The organism is Moraxella caprae DSM 19149 (genome assembly GCF_000426885.1).
Classification (GTDB): domain Bacteria; phylum Pseudomonadota; class Gammaproteobacteria; order Pseudomonadales; family Moraxellaceae; genus Moraxella; species Moraxella caprae.
On record NZ_AUGF01000029.1, the window covers coordinates 1 to 25,480 of the forward strand.

Sequence of the window (25,480 nt, forward strand, 5' to 3'; positions counted from 1 at the left end):
GTCAAATAATCGTAAAAAGTTTCCAATTTGGATACCTATTGTATCGTTAATATTGGCAATTATTTTAAACCTAAATGCTGTTCAAATGCTCAGTCGTGGAATGATTTCATCTGGAATGACTGATATTTTTGGAGCATTTTTATTGTATTGCTTTATTAGGCTTCTTGCAAAACCCAAAAATAAGGAAAACCGTTCGTGGTGAGCTTGTCGAACCATAACGGTTTTCCGCCACCCCTCAACAAGCTCGGGGCGAACGGAAAACCTAGTTTTGCAGGAAGTCTATTTTATATATTGGCAATGCTATTTTTAATTCAACCAAAAAGTGAGTTTATTTATGGACATTATGACAATTATTAAACTTATTGTGATATTTGTTTTTGCCAGTATCGGTGTCAATTATGTAAAAAATAAGTTTAAAAAATAATCTTGTTTTGTTTGTTACGCATCATTTTTTATATTTGGTGCGTAATACGCACCTTACAAACTTTACATACTCTACGAACTATTTTTTAACTTCTCTTTCTCCACCAACAACCGCCCAAAATGTTCCCGAGCGTTTTTGGCAATTTCAAAAGTTTCTAATAAATCATCGGAATTGTCATTTTCAATGGCGGATTTTAATTGATTTAAAATGGTTTGATAATTATCCAATCCTTTTAACACCGCCTGTTTATTTGCCAAAAAAATATCGTGCCACATAATCGGGCTACTTGCCGAAATACGGCTAAAATCCCGAAAACCCCCGCCCGCATAGCGAAAAATATTGAGACTTTCTTCATCTTTGGCAAGCTGAAAAGTCAAAGCATAGGAGAGCAAATGGGGCAGGTGGCTGGTTAATGCTAAAACTTCATCGTGTTTATCTGCTGGCATAAAATCCACACTCGCCCCAAGTGCTTGCCAAAGCGTGGCGATTTTATCAACGGTATTTTGATGATTAAAGTCGTGCGGACAAATAATCAGCTTATGCGATTTAAACAACGCCCCATTTCTTGCCATAAAGCCTGACTTTTCCGCCCCTGCAATGGGGTGGGCCAGTACCAAATTGGGCGGTAATTTGCCAAAAACAGCAAAAGCGTCTTTTAAAATATTGCCTTTGGTGCTGGCGGTATCGCTGATGATCACATCGCTTGGTAGTAATTTATGGCTAATGGCGGTTTTGATTTGTTCTAAAATATTTTTCACCGCAAAAGCAGGCACAGCGATGATAATACATTCACAATCTTTTAATACGTCTGTCCGTGCCAGAGTTAATAACTCATTATCGCCATTTGTAATTAACTTATCATCAATGGCATTATCAATCACCGATTTATCAAAATCTATGGCGTATAGATTATCGGCAAGGCGATTGTCAATAATCCCTTGTAAAATACTACCGCCAATTAAGCCTAAGCCGATGATAAGAATATTGTTAAACATAGTATTCACTTGGAATAATTACACTTGGCAAAAATTGATTTTTAGCCACTTTTTTGGCAAAACCTTTATCATCAAAAGAATAAACCAAATTACAATTTTGATAACTCGCCAGATGAAAAGCGTCTGTAAATTCTATACCTGCTTTGGCAAACAAAATGGCTTTTTGTACCATTACTTTATTTTCAAACTGGATATTAGGTAAGGTCAATAAATGATTATAATGGTTTGCAAATCATATTTACAAACAGCACGCAATGTCCACTCAAATTCAATAATGACTGTATTGGAAACAAACAGATTTGGAGAGTTTTCTATAATATATTTAGAAAGCTCTCTTTGCTTTTTGGTCTTAATGTCATTATCTGTTGTTTCCACATAATAACGAGCCAAAATATTAGTATCCAAGCCAATCATAAAATATCTCGTGCAAATTGTGCCACATCAACATCCAAATCTTTTGCAGACAAATGCGTTTTTACCATTCCAAAACCTGATTTAAATTCTGGCTTGGTTTCGTCTTGTTCGTCATTAGAAGTATTAGGCAATAAAAATTCAACACTTCTACCATTTTCATCAAAATTGATGGTTAATGGCGAACCTTGTTTTACCCCAATTTTTTCAAAAAACCAAGCAGGGAAAGTAATTTGCCCATATTCATTGGTTGATACGGTTGCAGTTATCATTTTTTTACTCCAAAATTTAAATTTATAAATCAAATCACCGCCTTTGGATATGACCCCAATACCCGCACATCTTTGGCGATTTTGGCGATGTCATCAATGGCGTTTTTGACGTTGTCGTCAGCGATATGCCCTGTCATGTCAATAAAGAACACATATGCCCATTTGTTCGGACGCTCTGGGCGGGTCTCAATACTGGTCATCGACACGCCGTGTTTTTTGAGTGGTTCTAGTAGCTCAATCAACGCCCCTGCACGGTCGGGGCTTGATACAACTATGGACGTTTTGTCCTGCCCGCTTGGGGCGACCGCTTCACGCCCGATGATAAGAAAGCGAGTGGTATTGTTGGGATTGTCCTCAATGTTCTCAAAAAGTTTATGCAAGCCGTATTCTGCCACCGCCACATCGCCTGCAATCGCTGCTGAGTGCCATTCGTTTTGTAGGCGTTTTGCCGCCTCTCCATTGCTTGACACCGCCACACGCTCTACGTTGGGGAAATTGACATCAAGCCAGTGACGGCACTGGGCAAGCGACTGCTGGTGGCTATAAATGCGGCTTAGGCTGTCCACTTTGGTGTGTTCTGCCACCAAAAAGTTGTGATGAATGGGCAGTTCCACCTCGCCGATGATTTTTAGGCTTGACCCCAAAAATGCGTCTAGCGTATGATTGACCACGCCCTCAGACGAGTTCTCCACAGGCACCACGCCATACATGGCAGAGCCTGCCTCCACTTCACGAAAGACATCGGTAATCGTGGCAAGCGGTACGGTTGTCGCTGCCTTACCAAAATGTTTTAGGGCAGCGGCATGGGTAAACGTACCAACAGGCCCCAAAAAGGCGACCTTTTGTGGGGCTTCAAGTTCTAGGCACACCGACATAATCTCCCGAAACAGGCGTGCCATTTTCTCGCCCGATAGCGGGCCTGTGTTTCTTGCCATTACCGCCTTTAACACTTGGGCTTCACGTTCGGGGCGATAAAAAATGGGGTGATTTTCGTGGTTCTTTTTGGCAATGGCGACCTGCTGGGCGATGCTGGCTCGCTCGTTGATAAGTCGTTGAATTTGCTCATCAATACTGTCAATCTTGCCACGCAAATCGGTAATTTGGTTGGTGTCTAGGTTGGCTTTGGGGGTTTGCTTGCTCATGTCTGCCCTTTTTTGTGTGCTAAAAATAGGTTAATGATACATGAAGATTGGGGGTTTGGGCAAATGTTTTTTGGGGTTTTGAAAAAAATTGAAATGCTAGCTTGTAATTTTGTAGCTTACAGGCTACAATACTCAAAAAGAGTAATTTTATGTTTACGATTGAAAAGACAGAACAGTTTGATGAATGGTTAAAATCACTCAAAAACCCAATCGCCAAAAAGGCAGTCATTAGCCGTTTGTTGCGACTTGAAATGGGGCATTTTGGCGATATTGATAATGTTGGCGAAGGTGTTTTTGAACTTCGCATTCATGTCAATGTTGGCATTAGAGTGTACGCCATACAAAAAGGCGAAACTTTTATTTTAGTATTATCAGGCGGAGATAAATCGACCCAACAAGCTGATCTTATCAAAGCCAAAGAAATTGCAAAAACTTGGGAGAATAACAATGAAAACCAGTAAATTTAACGCATTTGACTATTTTGAAAGTGATGATGAGATTTTGGATTATTTAAGTGATTGCTTTAATGACGATGATCCACAATTATTTGTTACCGCCTTATCGCATTTGATAGAGAAAAAAGGCGTTGCAGAAGTTGCTAAATTAACAGGGCTAAATCGTGAAAGCCTATATAAAACCATAAAAGGACAAACACAACCAACATGGGCGACCGTACATAAAATCATACACGCTTTAAAAATCCAATCCAACTTTGCTTATGCTTAATTTAAACGATGACAAATAATAAATCTGCACCCCAAAAATTGATATGGCAAATAGGTAAAGCTGATGGCAAAAACCTTATAGCATTATTAGAAAATGACAGAAAAGCCAATGATGAATTAACTGCTTTATTGGCATTAAGTAAACCGATTAAAGATAATACGAATAATACACCCAAAGAAATTTAAAAAATAATACGGTTGGGCGAATGTGATTCGCCCCTACACATCCAAATGTTAAAATGGTTATTTGATTTACTCCTGCAACACCAACGCCACCACCCAATTTTGCCGATTAAAGTTACACGCCATTTCATGATTGGGACTACATTCTATCTCGCTTGGGACTGGCAATATCGCCTTGCCGTCATCGTCCATAGGCATTTTGCGTAGCATGACGGTATGTAGTACATTACCGCCGATGAGCCAAATTTCACGATTTTCCTTATCGGTCTTAACCACAATATCACAATGAGCAGGCAAGCCACGCCCACCCTCCGCCAAATACTCGTCCAACTGCCGATAACTACCAATCAACTCACGCCCATAACTTCGCACATAGCACAGCATATCGCCCTGTTTTAGGGGGTGCACTGCAGGGTCTTTCGTGCGATAATCGCCCACACCCTGCCAAGATGTGGCGATATAATCAAAATGGCGTGGCGACACATAAAAATCCACGTCCGCCTGTCTCATCACATACGACACAAAGCCTGCCGACCATGCCACATCACTCACAAAGGCTCGGTAAATGTTGGTGCTGGCGTTCTCGCCCTTATCCGCCTTGTCGCAACGCTCATAAGGCAACGCCCTATCAAGCCGTGCCAACGCCCCACTATCACGCCAATACGCCACCACACGCTCCCACGCTCGTGAGCCGTCTGTCAGGCGTGCGTTTTCGGATTCGTAATGGCTGTATTTGGCGATTTGCCCGTTTGTGGTGATAAACGGCTCGCCCCATGCCTTGTGTTCACGCAGGGCGATTTGGGCGATACGTTCGGCTTTTGGGGCATTTGGGGCAAATATGGGCGTGGGCGATTGCCACAAATTACCTTGCGGATTACCCTGTGGGGCGTGCGTACTCACGCAAGCAGATAAGGCTAAGGCGGTGCAGAGTAGGGGTAGAAGTTTTGGCATGGGATTTAGTTTTTTACAAGGAAATTTATTTTATCATTAAATGGGGGTTTTAAAAAGCAAGACAAATATATTCCCACCCCATTCCCAACTTTATGCAAGTGATTGATATGTAAAAGGAAAATATAATTTTCCCCCTACAATCGCAAACCAAGCGTTACAAATCCACCAAGCGACAAAACAGCTCATCATACGCCATTTTGTCCTGCACGTTTTGCCCAACCGCCACCGCCATGTCATCAAGGCTTGCTAAAAAATTTTCTACCTTATCAAGGCTTAGATTGTCCGCCCCATTTATCAGCCCTGCCACATCCATGTCGGTATGAATGCTATCAAGCCCAAGCCCCACTCGCACCACGTCCATAAGCATAAGCCGTGTCAAAACGGCAAAATCAGCAAAACTCATCACGCCCTGCCAGTAGTCGCTGGCACTCACCGCCGACCGCTCGCCGTGCCTTAGGGTAAGCCATGTTTTTAGCCATAATGCACGCTTGTCAAACCACACCGCCTTTGGCAAATCCACCGCCTTTAATACCGCCCCGTCGGTGAGTGTCAGGGCAAGTCTGGCAAGACTCTCATCGCCCAACACTCCACCTACATAAGCCAACGCCACATCATGAGCAACAGCCCCAAGCGGTAGGGCTTGCACACGGCTTTTTATCGTAGGCATGAGTTTGGCAGGGTTGTCGCTGATGAGTATCAAATGCACGCCTGCCCGTGGCTCTTCTAAGGTTTTTAGCAGGGCATTGCTCGCCCCAATCGTGAGACTGTCGGCATCATCTAGCACGATGAGCCGAACGCCATGTCCCTTGACGTGGCTATACTCCTGCAAGGCTCGCACGTCATCAATCTTAATGGACGAGCGTTCACTATCATCAGACGTAGGCAAGCTCTCAGACGGTAGCACCATGACGTCAGGGTGCGTCCCCGCCATGAGCCAATGACAGCTATCGCACGCCCCACACGCCCCCTGCTCACCCTTGTTTTGGCACAGTAGCCACGCCACAAACCGCCACACAAATTCACGCTTGCCAATGCCTGCCATACCACACGCCAACAGCCCATGCGGTAATTTACCGTCATAAAACTGACCAACCACCTGCTCCCAAGCCTGTGCTTGCCAAGGCAATAATGGAGCAAAATAGGGCAACTGTTCTTGTTCGTTCATATCAGAATTTTAAAAACTCATCAATCGGCAGGGCATTTAGCCCATCCAAGTCTTCCTGCGTGTCCACCCCAAGCGGTAAGGCGACTTTGGCGATGTCTATGGCGATTTTTTGTCCATTTTCTAAAATGCGAAGCTGTTCTAAACTCTCCAAGCGTTCCAATACGCCCTGCTCCCATGTGCCAAATTCCTTTAATAATTTGACCCGATACGCATAAAGCCCCAAATGACGATAGGCGTTTTTTGGTCTCTCGCCAAGCTCGCCTGTCAAATGAGCATCTCTGTCGTACGGCATGGGGCTACGGCTAAAATACAAGGCATTCTGGCGAGCGTGGACGACTTTTACCACCGAATTTTTATAAAAATCATCATAATTATCAATCACTTCACACAAAGTCGCCATGACACAGTCAGAATTCTCCACCAAAAGATTTTTGGCTTGTTCTAGCAGTACAGGCGGTACAAGCGGTTCATCGCCTTGCATATTAATGACAATGTCATCATCCGCCAAGCCTAGAATTTCCGCCACCTCGCCCAGTCTGTCCGTGCCTGATGCATGCTCACCCGTCATCACCACAGGCACGCCCGCACACTCACACACCGCAAAAATCCGCTCATCGTCCGTTGCCACACACACGCTGTCGGCAAAAGTCGCTTGCAGGGCTTTTTGGGCTGTCCATAGAATCATCGGCTTACCGTGAATGTCCAAAAGTGGCTTGGCAGGTAGGCGGGTGGATTTGTAGCGGGCAGGGATAATGATGTGGGTTTTTGGTTGGGTTATCATGATTGTTCCATTGGGCTGTTTTGATGAATTAAACCTTTAAAATACGACATGAGCGATCAATAAAAAATTACAAAAACAAAATATTGCCAGTATTAGGCTCTTTTAGGATAATTGTGCCATTGATTAAACCAAGTGCATAATCAAGTTCAGGATTGTTTTCTTTGGGAATGGGGCGAGATTTACCATTCTCATCAATAGCAACAAAGGTAAACACCGCTTCGGTTACACATTCGTGATTACCTGAGCCGTCCTTAACTTGTTTTCGCCATACTTCCACTTTGACTTCCAAAGATGAATTGCCCACACGAGTGCATTGCCCATAACAACACACAACATCACCCACCGACACAGGGCGTAAAAATACCATTTTATCCACCGACACCGTTACCACTCGTCCTTTGGCAATTTCTTTGGCAAGAATCGCTCCGCCCAAATCCATCTGCGACATAATCCAACCACCAAAAATATCGCCATTAGCATTAGTGTCAGCAGGCATTGCCAAAGTTCGCATAACAAGACTACCTTGCGGAGCCTGTTTGATTTCATTTGTCATGAGATTACCTCTTAATCTATAAAATGTTGTTTGTGATTTTAAATGATGTACTTACAAAGATTTAATTAAGGATGTTTAGCCAAAGAAATCAAGCAACATTAACCAATCCTAAAAGCACCCTATCCATTTCCCCATAAACACTTTCCGACAACACCGCCTGTACAGGTAATACCCAAATGTTATCAAATACCGCATGGTTTGGGTATGTGCTGGCAAGTTCACGCAATTTAACCGCGTCTTTACTGGTTGTGATGATTGGCAAATCAGTCAAATCGGTCAAATCATCAAGGCTAAAATCATGATGATCGCCAAAAGCACGCTCCACCACGTCAAAACCAAGCTCATTTAACGTTTTAAAAAAACGAGTCGGATAGCCGATACCGCTTAGGGCATAGACTTTTTGGGGTGGTAAAGTTTTATCATTTACCGATTTGTCATTTCCCAAAAGTGGCATGGGATTGTTTGGGGCTAAGTGCATTAAAAGGGCATTATCATCATACTGCTCGGCTCGGCTATCATGATAAATCACAGTCGCACCATTTAGGCGATCAAACGGTTCACGCAAAAAGCCTTGTGGGAATAACTTCTCATTACCAAACCCACGCACACCGTCCACAACTATCCATTCTACATCTCGGTGTAGGGCGTAGTGTTGTAGTCCGTCATCGCTGATGATGAGTTGTAGGTTTGGGGAATTTTCAAGCAAAATCTCAATCGCCCCACCACGATTTGCCCCCACCGCCATTGGCACGTTTGTGCTTTGGACAATCAGGCACGGCTCATCGCCCACTTCTTTGGGGGTACTACCTTCACGAACCAACGCAGGGCGACTGTCCACCCGCCCATAGCCCCGACTTATCACGCCCACGTTTACACCTTTGCCTTGTAAATACTTGACAAGGGCGATGATAAGCGGAGTTTTTCCACTACCGCCCACCGTGATATTGCCAATTATCATGACAGGAATGGGAGCGTGGTATTTGGCAAGTTTATCATTATCATACAAGGACTTACGCACACGCCCCATCACGCCATACAGAGCGGACAACGGGGCAAGTATGGCAAGCATGGGGGAGTTGTCCTGCCATGCCTTTGTGATGAGAAGTTCTAGGTTTTTCATGCCTTACCCTGCTCGCTTTGCTCATCAAAGGTGCGTTCGTACATGGTGCGATACATACCGCCTTTGGCAAACAGCTCGTCATGCGTGCCGATTTCCACGATTTGCCCTTTATCCATGACGATGATACGGTCGGCGTTGGCAATGGTAGATAAACGATGAGCGATGACAAGCGTGGTACGACCGTGCATGACGGACTCCAACGCCTTTTGGATATAATACTCACTTTCGTTGTCTAGGGCAGATGTGGCTTCATCCAATATCAAAATTGGTGCATCTTTTAATAACGCCCGTGCGATGGAGAGTCGTTGGCGTTGTCCGCCTGACAACTGCAAACCGTCCGAACCGATAAAGCTGTCATAGCCATTTGGCAAATCCATAATAAAATCATGAGCATAAGCCGATTTGCTTGCTTGTATGATGTCATCACGGGATCTGGCAGATAATGCCCCATAAGCGATGTTATGAGCGACCGTATCCAAAAACAGCGTCACCTGCTGATTGACCATGGCAATCTGTTCACGCAAAGATGATAATTTAATCTCATCAATGGGCGTGCCATCTATCAATATCTGCCCTGATGTCGGCGTGAGTGAACGAGTAAGTAAGTTCACCAGCGTGGTCTTACCTGAGCCTGACCGCCCAACCACTGCCACCGTCTCGCCTGCCTTAATGTCAAGGTTAAAGCTCTTTATCGCCTGCGTGCCACTCTCATAAGTCAAGCTCACATCATCAAAACGAATATTACCATGAATGACGGGCGTTAGCGTGCCTGTATCACGCTCCTCGGGCGTGTCTAACAGTTTAAACACAGACGCACCCCCTGCCAAGCCTCGTTGCAACTTTTGATTGACATCAGTCAAGGCTTTGACAGGACGGGCAAGCAATCCTGCGGCGATAAGAAATGATGCAAACTGCCCTGCCGTCATGCCCCCAAGCACTTCAGGACGTAGCGACAACCATACCACAAAACACATCCCTGTCGCCATCAGTAGCTGAATGAGTGGCGAGTTAATGGCGGCAAGCACGGTGATTTTCATGCCTTTTTGTAGGTTGTCTAGGCTTGCCTCATTAAACCTATTCGCTTCATACGCCTGTCCGCCATAGTTTTTGACGACTTGATAGCCCGCCACCGCTTCATTGGTGATATGGCTTACCGCACTCATGCTCTCTTGGATGCCTGTCGAGAGCATGGCAAATTTTTTGGAGACCTTTTTGATAATCCAAAAAATCGGTGGCACGACTATCATCAAAACAAGCGTAAGTCGCCAGTTGCTATAAAACAGATAACCAAACAACGCAATGACCGTCAAACCTTCTTTGAGTAGCGTGGTAATCGCCTCGTTACTGCCTGCGGTAACTTGCTCCACATCAAAGATAAGTTTGGATGAGATGGTGCCAGCAGGGTTTTTTAGATAAAAATCAGACGGCAAACGTAACAGCTTTTCAAACACCGCCACACGCAAATGATAGACAAGATTACGAGAGATATACGCCGAATAATATCCCCCCAAAAACGCCCCAACCCCCCGAAAGAAAAACAGAGCGATTACCAAAAACGGAAACCAAAATTTGCCTTTTTCATCATCATTGTTAATGGCATCAATAATAAACTCAAAGAGCTTGGCACTGGCAACCTCAGAGCCTGCACTTAGCACCATACCAATCGCCATAAAAATCGCCGCCCACCAGTAAGGTTTTAGGTAGGACATCAGACGCAAAAAGACCGCCAATTTATCATTGGGGTCAAAGTTGGTTTGGGGGGTAGGTTTTGACATGATTTTTAAAAGAAAAGTTTTGTGGCATTTTAACACAAAATGCCACATCGCACCGCATAAATCGTGCGATTACTTACTACTGCTTTGTGGTGCTGGCACGACGGTGCTAATGTTTAGGTTTAAAAAGCCCATTTTACCTGCCACATCCATGACACGCACCACCGCTTGGTGTGATGCTTCGGCATCGGCTGCGATGACAAACAGTTGTTTGCGGTTACTGCCCGCTTCTTTTTGGAGCATGTTAATGAGCTCAGCTTCGGTACTAGACCCTAAGGCAAGCCCATTAACCAAATAAGTACCGTCTTTTTGTACCGTCACCTCTATCTGTTTGCCTTCATTGGTCACTGCCACGCCTTCGGCTTCGGGCAGGACGATGTTAATGCGACTAAAATGATTAAAGGTCGTCGCCATCAGCAAAAATACAATCAAAAACAGCAAGCAATCAATCATGGGGGTCAGATTGATTTCCAAAGGCTCAACGGTTGGTTTACGAAATCTCATGGCGATACTCGGCTATGACTGCTATTGGTGTTGGGGGCAGGCGACAGGCTCGCTGGCTAGGATTGGCTCTTTTTGCGAACCATCTTTCATCAGCCCATAATCATACATCTCTTGGATGAGTAGCCCCGCTTCGCTTTCAAATTTGGCATTAATATCCACAATACGTCTTTGGAAATAACGATACGCCATCAGAGCAGGAATGGCGACAAACATACCGCCTGCGGTCGTAATCAAAGCCTGAGAGACACCACCTGCGAGCATGGCAGGGTCTTGCATGGAGCCGTCTGTTACTGCCAAAAATGAGATGATGATACCCAGTACTGTCCCTAACAGACCCAAAAGCGGTGCAATCGCCCCAATCGTACCGAGCATGTTAATGTTCTTCTCTAAGGTATGAATCTGTACGCTGGCACGGTTTTGCATGTGCATGGTCATACTGTCCAGTCCATACTGGCGATACAAGAGTCCCGTTGCCAAAATATCGCCCAATGGTGACTCGCCTTTGATGGTAAGCAAAGTGTTTTTATTGATATCACCTTTGGTGCGTAACTGGCTAATCAGCTGTTCTCTAAGTCCGCTCGGAGCAAGCAAACCCATGCGTAACACTTTGCCACGCTCGATGATAATGACCAGTGCCACAATAGAACATACGATGATTGGCAACATCAGCCAACCGCCCGCTTTGACAAGTTCCCACATAATTTACACCGTTACACAATTATTAATTAAAACATCAAGACTTTGCCACGCCAAGCTGTGCCATCAGCCCACTTAGCTCATCATGGCTATGAAAAAATATCTCCACGCTACCCTTGCCATCTTTGCCTTGTTTTAGTTTGACCGTCGCCCCCAATGCGTCCGAGAGCTTCTGGTTTAGGGCGATGACTTCACGACTATTGACTAAGACTGCCTTTGGCTCGGGGTGCAAGATAGACTTGACCAGTTTTTCTGCTTCACGCACCGTCATGTCCGCATGAATGATTTTTTTGGCGATGATGGGCTGTTGGTCTTTGGACAAAGACAGCAAAGTGCGAGCATGACCCATGTCAAGCAGGTTGTCCATCATAAACGCCTTGACTTCATCATGCAAGGCGTTAAGGCGTAGCAGGTTGGATACGGTCGTGCGTGCCTTACCCACAACATCAGCAATCATCGCATGACTCATGCCAAACTCGGTATGAAACCTCTCCAACGCCGCCGCCTGCTCTAATACCGTCAAGTCTTCACGCTGGATGTTCTCAATGAGTGCCAAGGCAATCGCCACTTCATCAGACAGCACACGCTCGATGGCAGGAATGGTGGTAAGCCCTGCCAGTTTGGCGGCTCGCCAACGTCGCTCACCTGCGATAATCTCATGGGTAATGCCATCCGCCTTACTCTCACCGTCTAACAAAGGACGGATAACGATGGGTTGCATGACCCCATGCTGACGTACCGATTCGGCAAGCTCCTGCAAGGCTTCTTCTTTAATGTCTCGTCTGGGCTGATATTTGCCTGATTGCAATCTGGCAGGGTCGATTTGAATGAGCGTAACCTGTTCACTATCTTGGGTAGGCTGAGACTGGGTGGTCTTGGCAGATTTGCTGGCTACTTGGGCGGTACTTTTGTCGGCATTGGCTTTTGTGCCAGTTTTTTGGGGGCTGGCTGACTTGGGGGCAGGAGCAGATTCCGCTGTCGGCATGATGGCTTCTGCGGTCAAATCTCTTTCTCGTTTAATGTTGCCCATCAAGGCTTCTAAGCCACGTTTCGTGCCAAGCCCACGCTTTTTTGTCATACCCATTTACACCAGTGTTACAGAAAATAGCAGGGTATTTTACCACAAATAACATCTCATGTTAAAGGCTAAGCATACTTTTTGTCGTAAAAATACCCAAAGTTGTCTTTGGGTAAGGGGTAAATTCAAAATTAATATGACTCATAAATATAAGACTCATCGCTCGCTTCGGGCATGATGAGCCACATGATAATATAAAACAAAATCCCACCAAACAACGTCACCGTTGCCGTCAGTGGAATAGACAGCACAAACAGCCATCGTAGCACCGCAGGCGACCACCCCATGTATTCGACAATACCGCCAAACACCCCTGCCATCAGGCGATGACGTTTTGAACGGTGTAAGCGGATAAGTTTGGGTTTAGTGCGTGTAAGTCTAGCATGGTCAGGGCTGGTATGATGGGTCATAGGTTATCTTTACCTTTTAAAATTTGTATAAATTAAAATTTGCATTAAAACAATTTAAACATAACACTTTTTTAATAATACTTTTTTGGGTAAATACAATGCCCTTTTGCAAAACTTTACATTGATAAAATAAAAGAGCGGAAAAAACCGCTCTTATTAGGGCGTGCCTACCATTGATAACATTTTTGTAAAAATAAGATAAAAATTTTACATTTTAAATCAATTTTTGCATGAAAAATGGCTAAATCTTGTTTTTCATTGCAAATACCAAAGGCAGGCACGCCCTATTTGTTGTAAATATGACAAATTTACACCGCTTGAATCGCTGTCAAAGCAATGGTATAAACAATGTCATCTACCAAACAGCCACGAGACAAGTCATTTACAGGCTTGTTTAGACCTTGTAGCATAGGGCCCACACTAATCACGCCTGCGGTACGTTGTACGGCTTTATAAGTGGTGTTGCCTGTGTTCAAATCAGGGAAAATAAACACGTTGGCTTTGCCTGCCACGGCTGAATTTGGGGCTTTTTGTTTGCCCACGCTTGGCACAGACGCTGCGTCAAATTGTAAGGGACCGTCCACTTTTAGCTCGGGGGCTTTTTCACGGACAATCTCTAACGCACCTTTGACCGTATCCACATCAGGGCCTGAACCTGAATTCATGGTAGAGTAGCTAATCAAGGCAACTTTGGGGTCAATGCCAAACGCTTTGGCAGACTCGGCGGACTGGATGGCAATCTCGGCAAGCTGTTCGGCGGTTGGGTTGGGGTTTACCGCACAGTCGCCATAGACGACCACTTGCTCGGGCAGTAGCATAAAGAACACGCTAGATACTAGGCTATACTCTGGGGCGGTTTTAATAAGCTGGAACGCTGGGCGAATGGTGTCGGCTGTCGTGTGTACCGCACCTGACACTAAGCCGTCTACGTCGCCCACTTGTAGCATCATCGTGCCTAGATACACGGTGTCTTGTAGAGCCTCTCTTGCTCCTGCTTCGTCCAGTTTACCCTTACGGCGTTCTACCATGGGGGCGACGTATTTTTCGCTGACGGTAGATGGCTCGATGATTTCAATATCATCGGGCAAGGTTACGCCACGCTCGTCCGCCACCGCACGGATTTTGGCAGGGTCGCCCAACAGCACGCATTGGGCAATGCCACGACTTTGGCAAATCGCCGCCGCTTCAATGGTGCGTGGCTCATCGCCTTCGGGTAGAACGATGCGTTTTTTGGCGTTTTGGGCAAGGCGAACCACTTGGTTACGAAACGCATAGGGCGACAGCTTTTGTGTACGCTCGGACGTTTTGTAGCTTTCAAATGCCCCACCGTCAATCTCAGACAGATGACCACCTTTGTCAGTGCGTGCCACCACTTGCACCTTGCCTGACAGTTCGGCTGTGCCAATCACGCCCCAAATACGCTCGCCTTTGATACCGCCAAACACAGACGCAAATACAGGCAAACGCACGTCATTATCGCCCACCAAAATCACGTCCGCATCAAAACCTGTTCCCAACTCACGGTTTACACGGTTGGCATAAGGACGGCTTTCATCAGCAAGCACACCCACCACCACGCTCACGGGGGCGGATTGTTTGGCGATGACGGTTTCTAGTAAGTCATCAAGGTTGTTGTCGCTAATGGCACTGACCAACTCATCATGGCTTGGAATGGCGACAATCTCGCCACCGACTAGGCTTGCAACATTTTGAGCCAACGTTTGCATGTTGATTTGGCTGGTGGTGGGGATGAGTAATAATGTTTTCATAAGTTACCTTTATCGATTTATTAGTAAGATTTTTAAATTTACCACTTTTTAACAATGGTTATTTTAAGAAAAGCCAGACCTTAGCCCAGCTTTTCTTTTTATTTACAATCCTAGTACCGCACGAGACTCGCTGGCGATTTGGAATTCTTCGTCTGTTGGGATAACCCATAGCTCAACAGCCGACCCTTCCGCATGGAAACTGCCCTCTGCCCCACGGAACAGCTCGGCATTTTTGGCGGTGTCAATTTGCACGCCCAAATGCTTTAAGTGACTCACAATCTTAGCACGCATGTCCGCACCATTCTCGCCCACACCGCCTGTAAAGGCAATGCCCGTCAATACTGGCAAACCTGCGGTCAAGCCAAGCAAGTATTTGGCAACACGGTAAGCAAACATATCAAGGGCGAGCGTGGCATCAGCATTACCCTCTTTGTCGGCTTGTTCTAGGTTACGCATGTCGTTAGACACGCCCGACACGCCCAACAGACCGCTCTTTTTGTTAAGCAAAGTATCAATCTCTTGGATAGACAGACCCAAAGTGCGGTGCAAATGCAAGTGAATGCTTGGGTCAATGTCGCCTGAGCGAGTACCCATCATCAGACCCTCTAGTGGGGTCAGACCCATAGATGTATCTAGACTTTGACCGTCATATACTGCTGTTGCCGAACAGCCGTTACCTAGGTGAGCCACAAGCCAACCTGTCTTGCTATCTTGACCGCTTAGCGTGTTGGCACGGTTTGAGACGTAGTTGTGCGATGTGCCATGAAAGCCATAACGGCGGATTTGGTGTTCGGTGTACAGCTCTTTTGGAATGGCGTAGCGGTAAGCGTGTGCAGGCATGGTTTGGTGAAATGCCGTGTCAAAAATCGCCACTTGGGGCAGGTCAGGATAAATGGCGTTAATCGCCTTAATGCCAGACGCATTGGCAGGATTGTGAAGTGGGGCAAGGCTTGCCAGCTCTTCGATGGTTGCTAGCACTTCTGGGGTAATGACAGTTGCTGATTTGAATTTGTCGCCACCGTGTACCACACGATGACCCACCGCCACAGGCTTATGCTCGGCAATAAGCTCGCCTAGGATGATTTGCAAGGCTTCGGTATGAGCCCCTGAATTTGGGATATTGATTTCTACTTTTGAGCCGTCTAGGTTTTTGTGCTTGATACGGGCATCAGGATTGCCCAACGCTTCGGCAAGACCCTCAATGCGAGTGTTGCCATCTTCGCTGATAAGGGCGTATTTGATGGATGATGAGCCACAGTTTAGCACTAAGGTGGGATTGGTTAGAGACATAAGCTTTCCTTATTGGAATGAAAAAGATACAGAGATGATTATAACACAAAATGGGCTTTGACAAAAGCATGATTTGCCAAAACGCCATACATTCACGCATTGCAAAGTGGTCAGCTTTGGTTTAGAGTAAGACACGTTTTTATCATATTGATCACACATCATGACCGCATACAGCGAATTTACCACCTTTATCTTAGACCAATTAACCCCACTTGCCCCCATCACCGTCAAGCGAATGCTTGGGGTAGGTTGCCTTTTTAAACATGATAAAATGTTTGGCATTATTGCCAATGACATGCTTTATCTAAAAGCCGATGATGACAACCGCCAAGCCTTTATTGAATCTCTTTGCAAACTAAAAATAAACCCTTATAAATACTGGGTTTGAAGTTTTTAGAAATCTATAAAAATCGGGGTTTGGAAAGAAGTCTATTGATGAAGGGTGTGAAAAATTCACCTATTGGAAAAACTGAGCAGGGGGTTAAAAAAACAAGTCGAATTGGGCTATTATCAGCTTCCTGAATTTGCCTTGGATGATACTGATGAGCTGTGCCGTTGGGCAGGGTTGGAAATGGGAAGGTATGAGCCACAAAGTCAAATGCACGCCCACAATCATCAAAAATGACTTATGTTTGGTATTTTATTTAAAAATAATACTTGACTTATTTCACAAAAAAAGTTAGGAAAATTGGTAAAAATATGGCATAATAGGCACTAATTTTGGGTTATCTCTGAACGGCTGTCATACCCAAAACAACATATTCCCTTGCAAAGCGAACTTGCATTTACAATCACCAAACTCGGAGTTTTTATGTCAAAACCGACCATTGTTTATACCTATACCGATGAAGCCCCTGCCCTTGCCACGCACTCTTTACTGCCGATTATCCAAGCTTTTACCAAAAGCTCAGGCATTGACATCACCACCAGCGACATCTCTTTGGCAAGCCGTGTCCTATCTCAATTCCCAGAATATCTAAAACCTGAACAACAACGTGAAGACAGCCTAGCCAAGTTGGGTGAACTCGTCACCAAGCCTGACGCCAACGTCATCAAACTGCCTAACATCTCAGCGTCCATGCCACAGCTTTTGGCGACCATCAAAGAGCTACAAGATGACGGCTATGCGGTGCCTGACTATCCTGCCGAACCCCAAGACGACAAAGAACGTGATATCCAAGCTCGTTATGACCGTGTCAAAGGCTCAGCGGTAAACCCTGTACTTCGTGAAGGTAACTCTGACCGCCGTGCCCCCAAAGCGGTGAAAAACTTCGCCAAAAAATTTCCCCATTCTATGGGCGAGTGGTCAAAAGGCAGCAAAACGCACGTCTCCACCATGAGCGATAACGACTTTTTCCACAACGAAAAAGCCATCACCCTAGATAAAGCCACCACCGTTCACATCGTCTTTACTGACAAAGACGGCAACAGCAAAGAATTGCGTAAACCCCTACCGCTACTTGCTGGCGAGATTTTGGACGCCACCGTGCTAAACAAAAAAGCATTGGTCAAGTTCCTAGACGAACAAGTTGCTGACGCCAAAGAAAAAGGCGTGCTATACAGCCTGCACATGAAAGCCACGATGATGAAAGTGTCTGACCCCATCATCTTTGGTCATGCGGTCAAGTCATTCTTTAAACCTGTCTTTGACAAATACGGCAAAGAGCTAGAAAATGCTGGCGTGAATGTCAATAACGGTTTTGGTGATTTGCTTGCCAAGCTTGACAATCTTGACCCTGCGGTCAAAGCCGATGTTGAGAAACTCATCGACGAGACCTACGCCAACAACCCTGATGTGGCAATGGTTGATTCTGACAAAGGCATCACCAACCTGCATGTTCCAAGTGACATCATCATTGATGCTTCTATCCCTGCGATGGTGCGTAGCTCTGGCAAGATGTGGAACAAAAATGGTGAACTTCAAGACACCAAAATCATCATTCCTGACAGCACTTATGCTCCCCTATATGAAGCTGTGGTTGAGTTCTGTAAAGAACATGGTGCCTTTGACCCAACCACGATGGGTACTGTGCCAAACGTAGGTCTGATGGCTCAAAAAGCCGAAGAATACGGCTCACATGATAAGACCTTTGAGATTGAAGCAGACGGTAAAGTTGAAGTCAAAGACCAAGATGGCAACGTCCTACTGTCTCATGACGTTGAAGCAGGCGACATTTGGCGTGCTTGCCAAACCAAAGACGCCCCTATCAAAGACTGGGTAGCGTTGGCGGTCAATCGTGCCAGACTCTCTGACACGCCTGCGGTATTCTGGCTTAACGAAAAACGTGCTCACAGTGCCGAGGTCATCAAAAAAGTCAATGCCTACCTTGCCGAGCTTGACACAGAGGGTCTTGACATTCACATTCTACCACTTGTCGCCGCTGCCAACTTCACCCTAGAACGCCTAGTGGCTGGTAAAGACACCATCAGCGTAACCGGTAACGTCATGCGTGACTACCTAACCGACCTATTCCCCATCATGGAGCTGGGTACATCTGCCAAAATGCTCTCTATCGTGCCACTCATGAATGGTGGTGGTATGTTTGAGACTGGGGCGGGCGGCAGCGCACCGAAACACGTTCAGCAGTTTAATAAAGAAAACTACCTGCGTTGGGACAGCTTGGGCGAGTTCTTGGCATTGGCGGTATCGCTTGAACACCTAGCCCAAAAAACAAACAACCAAAAAGCCCAAATCCTAGCCGATGCCCTAGACAAGGCAACCGAAGAGCTACTAATGAACGATAAGTCGCCACAGCGTAAATTAGGCTCTATCGACAACCGTGGTAGCCACTTCTACCTTGCCAAATACTGGGCAGAAGCCTTGTCTGAACAAACAGACGACAAAGCCCTAGCCGATGAGTTCGCTCCCATTGCCAAAGCATTGAACGAGCAAGAAGAAACCATCGTGAGCGAGCTAAATGGCGTACAAGGCGAGGCTGTTGAGACCGAAGGCTACTACTTTGCCAACCGTGAGTTGCTTGACAAAGCCATGCGTCCAAGTGCTACCTTTAACGACATCATCGCCAAATTGAGCTAATAAGCCAATCAAAGCGTGATGTTAAAGATGATAAAATGCCGTCCTAGTGATGGCATTTTTATTTGTTGCAAATTGTAATGATAGTTGCACCCCTGTACAAATTTGATATACTGAACATCATTTAACTCATTACCACTTATCATCATTTACCGTTATTTATCATGAATCACACCACCGTCATCATTATTATTACTGTCGCTGTCAGTCTTATGGCATGGCAAAACAAAACGTTTCTTGGTAGGCTCATCTTCGACCCCATCTCCATCACTCGCCATAAGCAATACGACCGTTTTTTGACCAGTGGCTTTGTACATGGAGACGGCATGCACCTGCTGTTTAACATGATTACCCTATACTTTTTTGGGCGAACCATGGAGCGGTTTTATATTCATGAGCTAGGAGCGTTGGGCTTTGTGGGCTTTTATACCCTTGCCATCATCGCTTCTAGCATTCCTGACTACATCCGCCACAAAAACAACCCCCGCTTTGCCAGTCTTGGAGCGTCAGGCGGTGTATCAGCGGTGCTATTCGCCTTTATTCTGCTGGCACCATGGCAGACCATTTACCTATTCTTTATCCCCATCCCTGCGATTATTTTTGCCATCGGCTACATCAGTTATAGCATTTGGGCGGACAGACGTGGCACAGGACGGATTAACCATCTTGCTCACCTATCAGGAGTGGCATTTGGCGTGATTGCCACCATCATCATCAAACCTGCCATTGTGATACATTTTATCAACGCTTTGTTAAGCCCTGCTTTTTTAAGGTGATTTAAGAACAAAATAAGAACAAAATAAGAACAAAAAAACAGACAACTTTTCATTGTCTGTTTTTTTGTTTAAAGGCTAGGGCGTGCCTGCCTTTTATATTTGCAATGAAAAATGAGAAAAATCGCACGTTTTTCAAGGAAAAAAGCAGACTGATAGCAATTCTATCAGTCAAGTTTTTGACGATGAAAAACAAGATTTAACCATTTTTCATGCAAAAACAGTTAATTCATTTCCAAAATATTTCTCCATTGTAAATAGTATTATAAAGGTTCGGCATGCCCTAATTAAAAACCAATCAAAAACTTAGAAAAACCCCATTGCCTTAGGCGAATAGCTGACAAGCAAATTCTTGGTTTGCTGATAATGCTCTAACATCATCTTGTGGTTTTCACGCCCAATGCCTGATTTTTTGTAGCCACCAAAGGCAGCGTGGGCAGGATAGATGTGATAGCAGTTTGTCCACACACGCCCTGCCTGTATCGTACGCCCTGCACGGTAGGCAGTCGCACCAGAACGAGACCACACGCCCGCACCCAAGCCATACATGGTGTCATTGGCGATTTGCATGGCTTCATCAAAGTTCTTAAAGGTCGTAACCGTCAAGACAGGACCAAAGATTTCGTCACGGAACACCTGCATTTCATTGGTGCCTTTAAAGACAGTCGGCTCAATATAAAATCCACCGTCTTCGTTCTCTTTACGCTCACCGCCACCTGTCAAAAGCTCCGCCCCTTCTTTTTGACCGATGTCGATGTATTTTAGGATTTTGTCCTGCTGTTCTTGACTTGCCTGAGCCCCAATCATCGTCTCGGTATCAAGCGGATGTCCTGTTTTGATGTTTTTGACCCGTTCAATGGCACGCTTGATAAACTCATCAGCAATACTCTCATGCACCAACGCACGAGACGGACAAGTACACACTTCGCCTTGGTTTAGGGCAAACATGGCAAAGCCTTCTAGGGCTTTGTCCAAAAACTCATCATCTTTGTCCATGACATCAGCAAAGAACACGTTAGGCGATTTACCACCCAGCTCCAAGGTAACAGGAATGATGTTTTCGGTTGCGTATTGCATGATGTATTGACCGACTTCGGTCGAGCCTGTAAAGGCGATTTTGCTAATGCGTGGGTTCGTGGCAAGTGGTTTACCCACCTTTAAGCCGTCCCCATTGACGATGTTTAGCACGCCTTTTGGCAAGATGTCTTCGATAAGCTCGGTCAGCACAAGGATGCTCACAGGCGTTTGCTCGGCAGGTTTTAGCACGATGCAGTTGCCTGCTGCCAGTGCAGGGGCGATTTTCCACGTCGCCATAAGAATGGGGAAATTCCAAGGAATGATTTGCCCAACCACGCCCAACGGCTCATGAAAATGATAAGCCACCGTGTCATGGTCAATCTCGCTGATACCACCTTCTTGGGCTCTAATGCACCCTGCAAAATAGCGAAAATGGTCAATGGCAAGGGGAATGTCCGCCGCCAACGTCTCACGCACAGGCTTGCCGTTCTCCCACGTCTCGGCAACGGCAAGCATCTCCAAGTTCTCTTCTAGGCGGTCGGCGATTTTTAGTAAGATATTGCTTCGCTCCATGGGCGATGTCTTGCCCCAAGCGTCCTTGGCAAGGTGTGCGGCATCTAGGGCAAGCTCGATGTCTTCGCTGGTGGAGTCTGGCACTTTGGCAAAGGCTTTGCCGTCCACAGGCGAAATATCGTCAAAATACTCGCCTTTGACAGGGGCAACCCATTCGCCACCGATGAAGTTTTCATATTGGGATTTGAAGTTGACTTTTGAGCCGTCTGTATTGGGATTGGCGTAACGCATACAATTTCCTTATAAGCATGGTAAACGAAAAGCAAGGTGTATTAACCTGCGACTTGCACCTATCGGCTTGCCAATTTACCCAAGTACAAATTACCTAAGTACAAACCTACCCAAGCTGTTGGCATTGCTGATATGTACAGTTGTAAATTATCTTAAAATCAACCAAATTGCAAGGGCGAAATGTTGTTTGATTGTAAAAATGATTTTGTTAAATTTCTAAATTTCAGTATTGACAGAAATTATAAAAATATCTAAAATAACCATAAATTCTAACAAGGCAAAACACCATGAAACTCTCCCCCACCACCGAAAAATTTGTCCTGCATTGGGGCGAAATGGGCAGTAAATGGGGCGTAAACCGCACGGTCGCCCAAATCCACGCCCTATTATTCATCACAGCAAAGCCGATGAACGCCGAAGAAATTGTAGAAACGCTCGGGGTTGCCCGCTCCAACGTCTCCAACAGCATTAAGGAGCTACAAAGCCTAAATCTTGTGCAGACCACGCACATATTAGGCGACAGACGAGACTATTTTACCACGAGTAGCGATGTATGGGCATTAGCTCGGGTCATCGTAGAAGAACGCTACAAAAGAGAGCTTGCCCCCACCGTGCAGTTTTTAGATGAACTCATGAATACGCCTGAATTTGAACTAGAAAACGAAGGGGTCAAACAACGCATTAAGGACACGCACGGCTTTGTGGATACGCTCACCACTTGGGCAAATGAAATGCTAAAACTCTCTACAAATACGCTCAATAAAATCCTAAAACTTGGGGCAACGGTGCAAAAATTTTTGAAATAAAAATAAACGAGCAATAAAATGGCAACCAAAAAAGAAATATTAGCTTATGCCAAACAACATGGCTTTATTTATCCAAAAGAAAAGGTGATTTTATTATTTATCTTGTTGGGTGGTGCGGTAGGTGGTTTGTTGCCATATTATCAATGGGACTATGGCTATTATTGATATCCATTCTTAAAAATCCAAGTGGCATATTTGATTACCTTCAATATTTTATCGTCTCATTTTTAACAATACCCTTATTTATGCTTTATGGTATATTGCTTGGTTTTATTCCTGCTTTATTGACAGGCATTTATTTATCCATAAAAGAATTTATTATCATTGAGGCAAAAGATTATGGATTTTTATTTTTAATTGGTAGTTTATCCGTGTTATTTTCCATCACTATCTTAATCATCATAACTAACCCAAATCCACTTATCTTTGATTTTAATGATACTATAATAACCATATTATTAGCTATCATTGGCGGAATATCAGCGATGATTTGTGGTAAACTATTTTTACCAAAATTACCTAAAAACTTTTAAATTTTTTATATTATTATTTCTGTTTTAACAGAAATTTCAAAAGGAAATATCATGAAACTGACCATGTTCTATGACAGCAGTTGCACCCTATGCCGTAGCGAAGCAATGTCTTTATGGCGGTTGGGCGGTAGCGATATCACAATCATCAGCGTATCGGACGGTCAAAACAAGCTTGCCCAAGCAGGTATCAGCTACCAAGAAGCCATGACTCATCTGTGCGTCAAAGACGAATGGGGGGCTTGGTACAAAGGCATGGAAGCGGTGCGAGTATTGTACAAAACGGCAAACATACGACTATTTGGCGTGAGGGCGTTTTGGTTATTTAATCTGCCCGTAATTTATGCCTTATTAAATATCGCTTATCCGTATTTTGCCAAACGCCGTCATTTAATCCCTGCCTATTTGGTAAAATGGTGGTATAGGGCGGTTTATGATGTAAAATTAAATGAATTATGTGATAGCGGTCATTGTTATGTCAAAAGTTAATATAAATATTCCCAATTATATCTATCACGCCCTTGCCTTATTATGGCTATATAGTGGCGTTGTCCCCATGGTTTTTAATCATTCATCATCGCTTGATTTATTGCATGGCATGGGGTTTTATGGCGTGATTGCTGATGTATTATTTATCGGAGCCAGCGGCATTGATGTGTTATTTGCCCTGCTTATCATGACCAAATACCGCACGCATTATCTGCTTTGGCTTGCCCAAATCATTATCATTATTGGTTATAATGCATTGATTTTAACGCTTTTGCCAAAATCATTGCTGATAGAGCAATTATTACACCCCTTTGGTAGTATGATAAAAACCCTACCCATTTTGGCAGTTGTGATATTTTTATATGAGTATCACAAACCCAAAATAAGTTAGGGCGTGCCTGCTATTTTTTTTATTAATTTATTTCTGTTTTTACAGAAATTATGGTAAACTAAGGAAAAACCATGAGCGACTTTACCCTATACCAACTCATCAAAACCCTGCATATCTTATCTGCCATGATAATTTTAGGCACAGGCTTTGGCACGGCGTTTTATCTGTTCGTAACCAATCGCAGTGGCTGTGTCCCTGCCCAATCCGTGGTAAGTCGGTGGGTGTGTCGGGCGGATTTTTGGTTTACCACCCCTGCGGTGTTTTTTCAGTTTTTCTCGGGACTGTGGCTCATGAACGCCCTAAACATGCCATTTTCTGCCACTTGGATTTGGGCAAGTCTTTTGCTGTTTTTCTTTACGGGGGCGTGCTGGCTTCCTGTGGTCGTGTGGCAACTAAAAATGCGAGACATCGCCAAACAATCGCACGACAATGGCGACACCACCCCACCCCAATCCTATTGGGATTATGCCAGAAAATGGGAATTGGCAGGCTATCCTGCATTTTTGGCGGTATTGGGAATTGTGTTTTTAATGGTATTTAAGCCGATGTGATAATCATGAATATTTTATTATTCGGTCATACAGGATTTATTGGCAAAAAGGTTTATGATTTATTAAGCCAAAATCCCTTATATCATATCAAAACCCTATCATCAAAAACGCTTGATTTTAATTATCCAATCATACCGCCAGATTTATTTGATGATATTGATGTGGTGATTAATGCTGTTGGCGTGATGAGTGATGATACCACCTTTATGGAAAACATTCATCATCACACGCCTGCCTGCCTTGCCACTATCGCCAAACAAAATGGCATAAAACATTGGCTCAATCTGTCGGCACTCGGGGCGGACGAGTATTCACCCATTGTCTTTGTGGGCAGTAAGGGGCGTGGCGATAAGGCGTTATTGGCATTGGCAGATGATGATTTTAGCGTAACGGTCATTCGTCCGTCTTTGGTGTTTGGGCAAGGCGGAGCAAGCATCAAGCTGTTTTTGAGACTTGCCAAACTGCCGATTTGGGTTTTGCCAAATGGCGGTCATTTTATCATACAGCCTGTTCATGTTGATGATGTGGCGTTAGGGTTTTTACATCTTTTATCTTTTCAAAAAAATGGAATAATAAATATGGTAGGCTCGCCCATTTTATTAAAAGATTATTTACAGATACTAACCAATAATTTTTATCAAAAACAGCCTATTTTTATCATCAATATTCCTTTATTTTTTGCTAAATTATTTTTAAAAATGATTTATCCAATATACAAAAATCCGTTATTTTCTATGGATAATTTGACATTATTAGAAAATAGCCAAGTGGTTGATGAAAATGATTTTATAAAATTATTAGGGAAAAATACATGCAGTTATCAGGATTTTATGTTTTGAACTTA

33 protein-coding genes are annotated in these 25,480 nt (G+C 44.6%); 15 read left to right on the top strand and 18 right to left on the bottom strand.

The window, feature by feature from the left end:
- On the top strand, nt 1-202 hold a 202-nt coding region (locus K941_RS17515; protein WP_036387936.1), incomplete at its 5' end, for a hypothetical protein.
- A 293-nt stretch (nt 203-495) separates the two neighbouring features.
- On the opposite strand, the gene K941_RS0108355 is transcribed toward K941_RS17515, so the two are convergent.
- Genes K941_RS0108355 through pheA form a run of 5 tightly spaced genes read right to left on the bottom strand, consistent with a single transcriptional unit; the run spans nt 496 to nt 3,244 of the window.
- Nucleotides 496-1,419 (bottom strand): prephenate dehydrogenase/arogenate dehydrogenase family protein, encoded by a 924-nt coding sequence (locus K941_RS0108355; protein ID WP_036387938.1) that lies wholly within the window; start codon nt 1,417-1,419, stop codon nt 496-498.
- Complete coding sequence (locus K941_RS0108360) at nt 1,412-1,591, bottom strand: PIN domain-containing protein (RefSeq protein WP_029103262.1); 180 nt, start codon at nt 1,589-1,591, stop codon at nt 1,412-1,414. The genes K941_RS0108355 and K941_RS0108360 overlap by 8 nt, the downstream gene beginning before the upstream one ends.
- 32 nt (nt 1,592-1,623) lie before the next feature.
- Nucleotides 1,624-1,833 carry a PIN domain-containing protein gene (locus tag K941_RS0108365; protein WP_029103263.1) on the bottom strand — a complete coding sequence of 70 codons (210 nt, stop codon included), beginning with the start codon at nt 1,831-1,833 and terminating at the stop codon, nt 1,624-1,626.
- The gene (locus K941_RS0108370) at nt 1,830-2,135 is read right to left on the bottom strand and encodes an AbrB/MazE/SpoVT family DNA-binding domain-containing protein (RefSeq protein WP_029103264.1); all 306 of its coding nucleotides are present in this window, start codon (nt 2,133-2,135) and stop codon (nt 1,830-1,832) included. Before K941_RS0108370 ends, K941_RS0108365 begins: the two co-directional genes overlap by 4 nt.
- Nucleotides 2,132-3,244 (bottom strand): prephenate dehydratase, encoded by a 1,113-nt coding sequence (pheA, locus tag K941_RS0108375; protein ID WP_029103265.1) that lies wholly within the window; start codon nt 3,242-3,244, stop codon nt 2,132-2,134. Before pheA ends, K941_RS0108370 begins: the two co-directional genes overlap by 4 nt.
- Before the next feature lie 149 nt (nt 3,245-3,393).
- Here pheA and K941_RS0108380 point away from each other — a divergent pair, with 149 nt between their 5' ends.
- From K941_RS0108380 to K941_RS17110, 3 genes are read left to right on the top strand one after another with little or no spacing between them, the layout of a single operon-like run.
- A complete protein-coding gene (locus K941_RS0108380) occupies nt 3,394-3,705 on the top strand; it encodes a type II toxin-antitoxin system RelE/ParE family toxin (RefSeq protein ID WP_029103266.1) in 312 nt (103 codons plus the stop codon).
- On the top strand, nt 3,692-3,970 hold the full coding sequence (locus K941_RS0108385) for an addiction module antidote protein (protein ID WP_208854368.1): 279 nt from the start codon (nt 3,692-3,694) through the stop codon (nt 3,968-3,970). The genes K941_RS0108380 and K941_RS0108385 overlap by 14 nt, the downstream gene beginning before the upstream one ends.
- Nucleotides 3,971-3,978: 8 nt before the next feature.
- On the top strand, nt 3,979-4,155 hold the full coding sequence (locus K941_RS17110) for a hypothetical protein (protein WP_156892315.1): 177 nt from the start codon (nt 3,979-3,981) through the stop codon (nt 4,153-4,155).
- 66 nt (nt 4,156-4,221) lie between these two features.
- Here K941_RS17110 and K941_RS15290 read toward each other — a convergent pair whose 3' ends face one another.
- From K941_RS15290 to K941_RS0108455, 12 genes are all read right to left on the bottom strand, one after another.
- A complete protein-coding gene (locus tag K941_RS15290) occupies nt 4,222-5,103 on the bottom strand; it encodes a DUF2272 domain-containing protein (protein WP_036387940.1) in 882 nt (293 codons plus the stop codon).
- Nucleotides 5,104-5,257: 154 nt separating this feature from the next.
- Nucleotides 5,258-6,268: a DNA polymerase III subunit gene (locus K941_RS0108400; RefSeq protein WP_029103268.1), complete on the bottom strand. Its 1,011-nt coding sequence runs from the start codon at nt 6,266-6,268 to the stop codon at nt 5,258-5,260.
- Between the two features lies 1 nt (nt 6,269).
- Nucleotides 6,270-7,049 carry a 3-deoxy-manno-octulosonate cytidylyltransferase gene (kdsB, locus tag K941_RS0108405; protein WP_036387942.1) on the bottom strand — a complete coding sequence of 260 codons (780 nt, stop codon included), beginning with the start codon at nt 7,047-7,049 and terminating at the stop codon, nt 6,270-6,272.
- Nucleotides 7,050-7,116: 67 nt separating this feature from the next.
- Nucleotides 7,117-7,602 carry an acyl-CoA thioester hydrolase YciA gene (gene yciA / locus K941_RS0108410; protein ID WP_029103270.1) on the bottom strand — a complete coding sequence of 162 codons (486 nt, stop codon included), beginning with the start codon at nt 7,600-7,602 and terminating at the stop codon, nt 7,117-7,119.
- An 88-nt stretch (nt 7,603-7,690) separates the two neighbouring features.
- Nucleotides 7,691-8,722 (bottom strand): tetraacyldisaccharide 4'-kinase, encoded by a 1,032-nt coding sequence (gene lpxK / locus K941_RS0108415; RefSeq protein WP_029103271.1) that lies wholly within the window; start codon nt 8,720-8,722, stop codon nt 7,691-7,693.
- Nucleotides 8,719-10,497 carry a lipid A export permease/ATP-binding protein MsbA gene (msbA, locus tag K941_RS0108420; protein WP_051225974.1) on the bottom strand — a complete coding sequence of 593 codons (1,779 nt, stop codon included), beginning with the start codon at nt 10,495-10,497 and terminating at the stop codon, nt 8,719-8,721. Before msbA ends, lpxK begins: the two co-directional genes overlap by 4 nt.
- Before the next feature lie 69 nt (nt 10,498-10,566).
- Complete coding sequence (locus K941_RS0108425; protein WP_029103273.1) at nt 10,567-10,998, bottom strand: ExbD/TolR family protein; 432 nt, start codon at nt 10,996-10,998, stop codon at nt 10,567-10,569.
- A 21-nt stretch (nt 10,999-11,019) separates the two neighbouring features.
- The gene (locus tag K941_RS0108430) at nt 11,020-11,697 is read right to left on the bottom strand and encodes a MotA/TolQ/ExbB proton channel family protein (RefSeq protein ID WP_029103274.1); all 678 of its coding nucleotides are present in this window, start codon (nt 11,695-11,697) and stop codon (nt 11,020-11,022) included.
- A 34-nt stretch (nt 11,698-11,731) separates the two neighbouring features.
- Entirely contained in the window at nt 11,732-12,772 is a 1,041-nt protein-coding gene (locus tag K941_RS0108435; RefSeq protein ID WP_029103275.1) for a ParB/RepB/Spo0J family partition protein, read from the bottom strand.
- Nucleotides 12,773-12,903: 131 nt separating this feature from the next.
- Entirely contained in the window at nt 12,904-13,182 is a 279-nt protein-coding gene (locus tag K941_RS0108440) for a PspC domain-containing protein (RefSeq protein ID WP_051225973.1), read from the bottom strand.
- Between the two features lie 308 nt (nt 13,183-13,490).
- Nucleotides 13,491-14,951, bottom strand: a complete 1,461-nt coding sequence (pta, locus tag K941_RS0108450; protein WP_029103277.1) for a phosphate acetyltransferase — start codon at nt 14,949-14,951, stop codon at nt 13,491-13,493.
- A gap of 102 nt (nt 14,952-15,053) precedes the next feature.
- Complete coding sequence (locus tag K941_RS0108455) at nt 15,054-16,241, bottom strand: acetate/propionate family kinase (protein WP_029103278.1); 1,188 nt, start codon at nt 16,239-16,241, stop codon at nt 15,054-15,056.
- Between the two features lie 160 nt (nt 16,242-16,401).
- Between K941_RS0108455 and K941_RS0108460 the strand changes: the two genes are divergently transcribed.
- The 4 genes from K941_RS0108460 (at nt 16,402) to K941_RS0108475 (ending at nt 20,051) form a co-directional block, all read left to right on the top strand.
- Complete coding sequence (locus K941_RS0108460; RefSeq protein ID WP_029103279.1) at nt 16,402-16,629, top strand: TfoX/Sxy family protein; 228 nt, start codon at nt 16,402-16,404, stop codon at nt 16,627-16,629.
- 72 nt (nt 16,630-16,701) lie between these two features.
- Nucleotides 16,702-16,866, top strand: coding sequence for a TfoX/Sxy family protein (locus K941_RS17115; protein ID WP_147287578.1), 165 nt, complete (start codon nt 16,702-16,704; stop codon nt 16,864-16,866).
- A 186-nt stretch (nt 16,867-17,052) separates the two neighbouring features.
- Nucleotides 17,053-19,278: an NADP-dependent isocitrate dehydrogenase gene (locus tag K941_RS0108470; RefSeq protein WP_029103280.1), complete on the top strand. Its 2,226-nt coding sequence runs from the start codon at nt 17,053-17,055 to the stop codon at nt 19,276-19,278.
- A 161-nt stretch (nt 19,279-19,439) separates the two neighbouring features.
- Nucleotides 19,440-20,051 (top strand): rhomboid family intramembrane serine protease, encoded by a 612-nt coding sequence (locus K941_RS0108475; RefSeq protein WP_029103281.1) that lies wholly within the window; start codon nt 19,440-19,442, stop codon nt 20,049-20,051.
- A 303-nt stretch (nt 20,052-20,354) separates the two neighbouring features.
- Here the strand turns inward: K941_RS0108475 and exaC are convergent, their stop codons facing one another.
- Complete coding sequence (gene exaC / locus K941_RS0108480; RefSeq protein WP_029103282.1) at nt 20,355-21,869, bottom strand: acetaldehyde dehydrogenase ExaC; 1,515 nt, start codon at nt 21,867-21,869, stop codon at nt 20,355-20,357.
- Nucleotides 21,870-22,156: 287 nt separating this feature from the next.
- Here exaC and K941_RS0108485 point away from each other — a divergent pair, with 287 nt between their 5' ends.
- From K941_RS0108485 to K941_RS0108515, 7 genes are all read left to right on the top strand, one after another.
- Nucleotides 22,157-22,675: a GbsR/MarR family transcriptional regulator gene (locus K941_RS0108485; protein ID WP_029103283.1), complete on the top strand. Its 519-nt coding sequence runs from the start codon at nt 22,157-22,159 to the stop codon at nt 22,673-22,675.
- 18 nt (nt 22,676-22,693) lie between these two features.
- A complete protein-coding gene (locus K941_RS17120; protein WP_156892316.1) occupies nt 22,694-22,840 on the top strand; it encodes a hypothetical protein in 147 nt (48 codons plus the stop codon).
- Entirely contained in the window at nt 22,819-23,208 is a 390-nt protein-coding gene (locus tag K941_RS0108495; RefSeq protein ID WP_036387946.1) for a hypothetical protein, read from the top strand. The genes K941_RS17120 and K941_RS0108495 overlap by 22 nt, the downstream gene beginning before the upstream one ends.
- A 51-nt stretch (nt 23,209-23,259) precedes the next feature.
- Nucleotides 23,260-23,694, top strand: coding sequence for a thiol-disulfide oxidoreductase DCC family protein (locus K941_RS0108500; protein ID WP_029103285.1), 435 nt, complete (start codon nt 23,260-23,262; stop codon nt 23,692-23,694).
- On the top strand, nt 23,681-24,085 hold the full coding sequence (locus tag K941_RS0108505) for a DoxX-like family protein (protein ID WP_029103286.1): 405 nt from the start codon (nt 23,681-23,683) through the stop codon (nt 24,083-24,085). The genes K941_RS0108500 and K941_RS0108505 overlap by 14 nt, the downstream gene beginning before the upstream one ends.
- Before the next feature lie 71 nt (nt 24,086-24,156).
- Nucleotides 24,157-24,636 (top strand): DUF2269 family protein, encoded by a 480-nt coding sequence (locus tag K941_RS0108510; RefSeq protein ID WP_029103287.1) that lies wholly within the window; start codon nt 24,157-24,159, stop codon nt 24,634-24,636.
- A gap of 5 nt (nt 24,637-24,641) precedes the next feature.
- Nucleotides 24,642-25,475: an NAD-dependent epimerase/dehydratase family protein gene (locus K941_RS0108515; protein ID WP_029103288.1), complete on the top strand. Its 834-nt coding sequence runs from the start codon at nt 24,642-24,644 to the stop codon at nt 25,473-25,475.
- Nucleotides 25,476-25,480 lie beyond the last annotated feature (5 nt).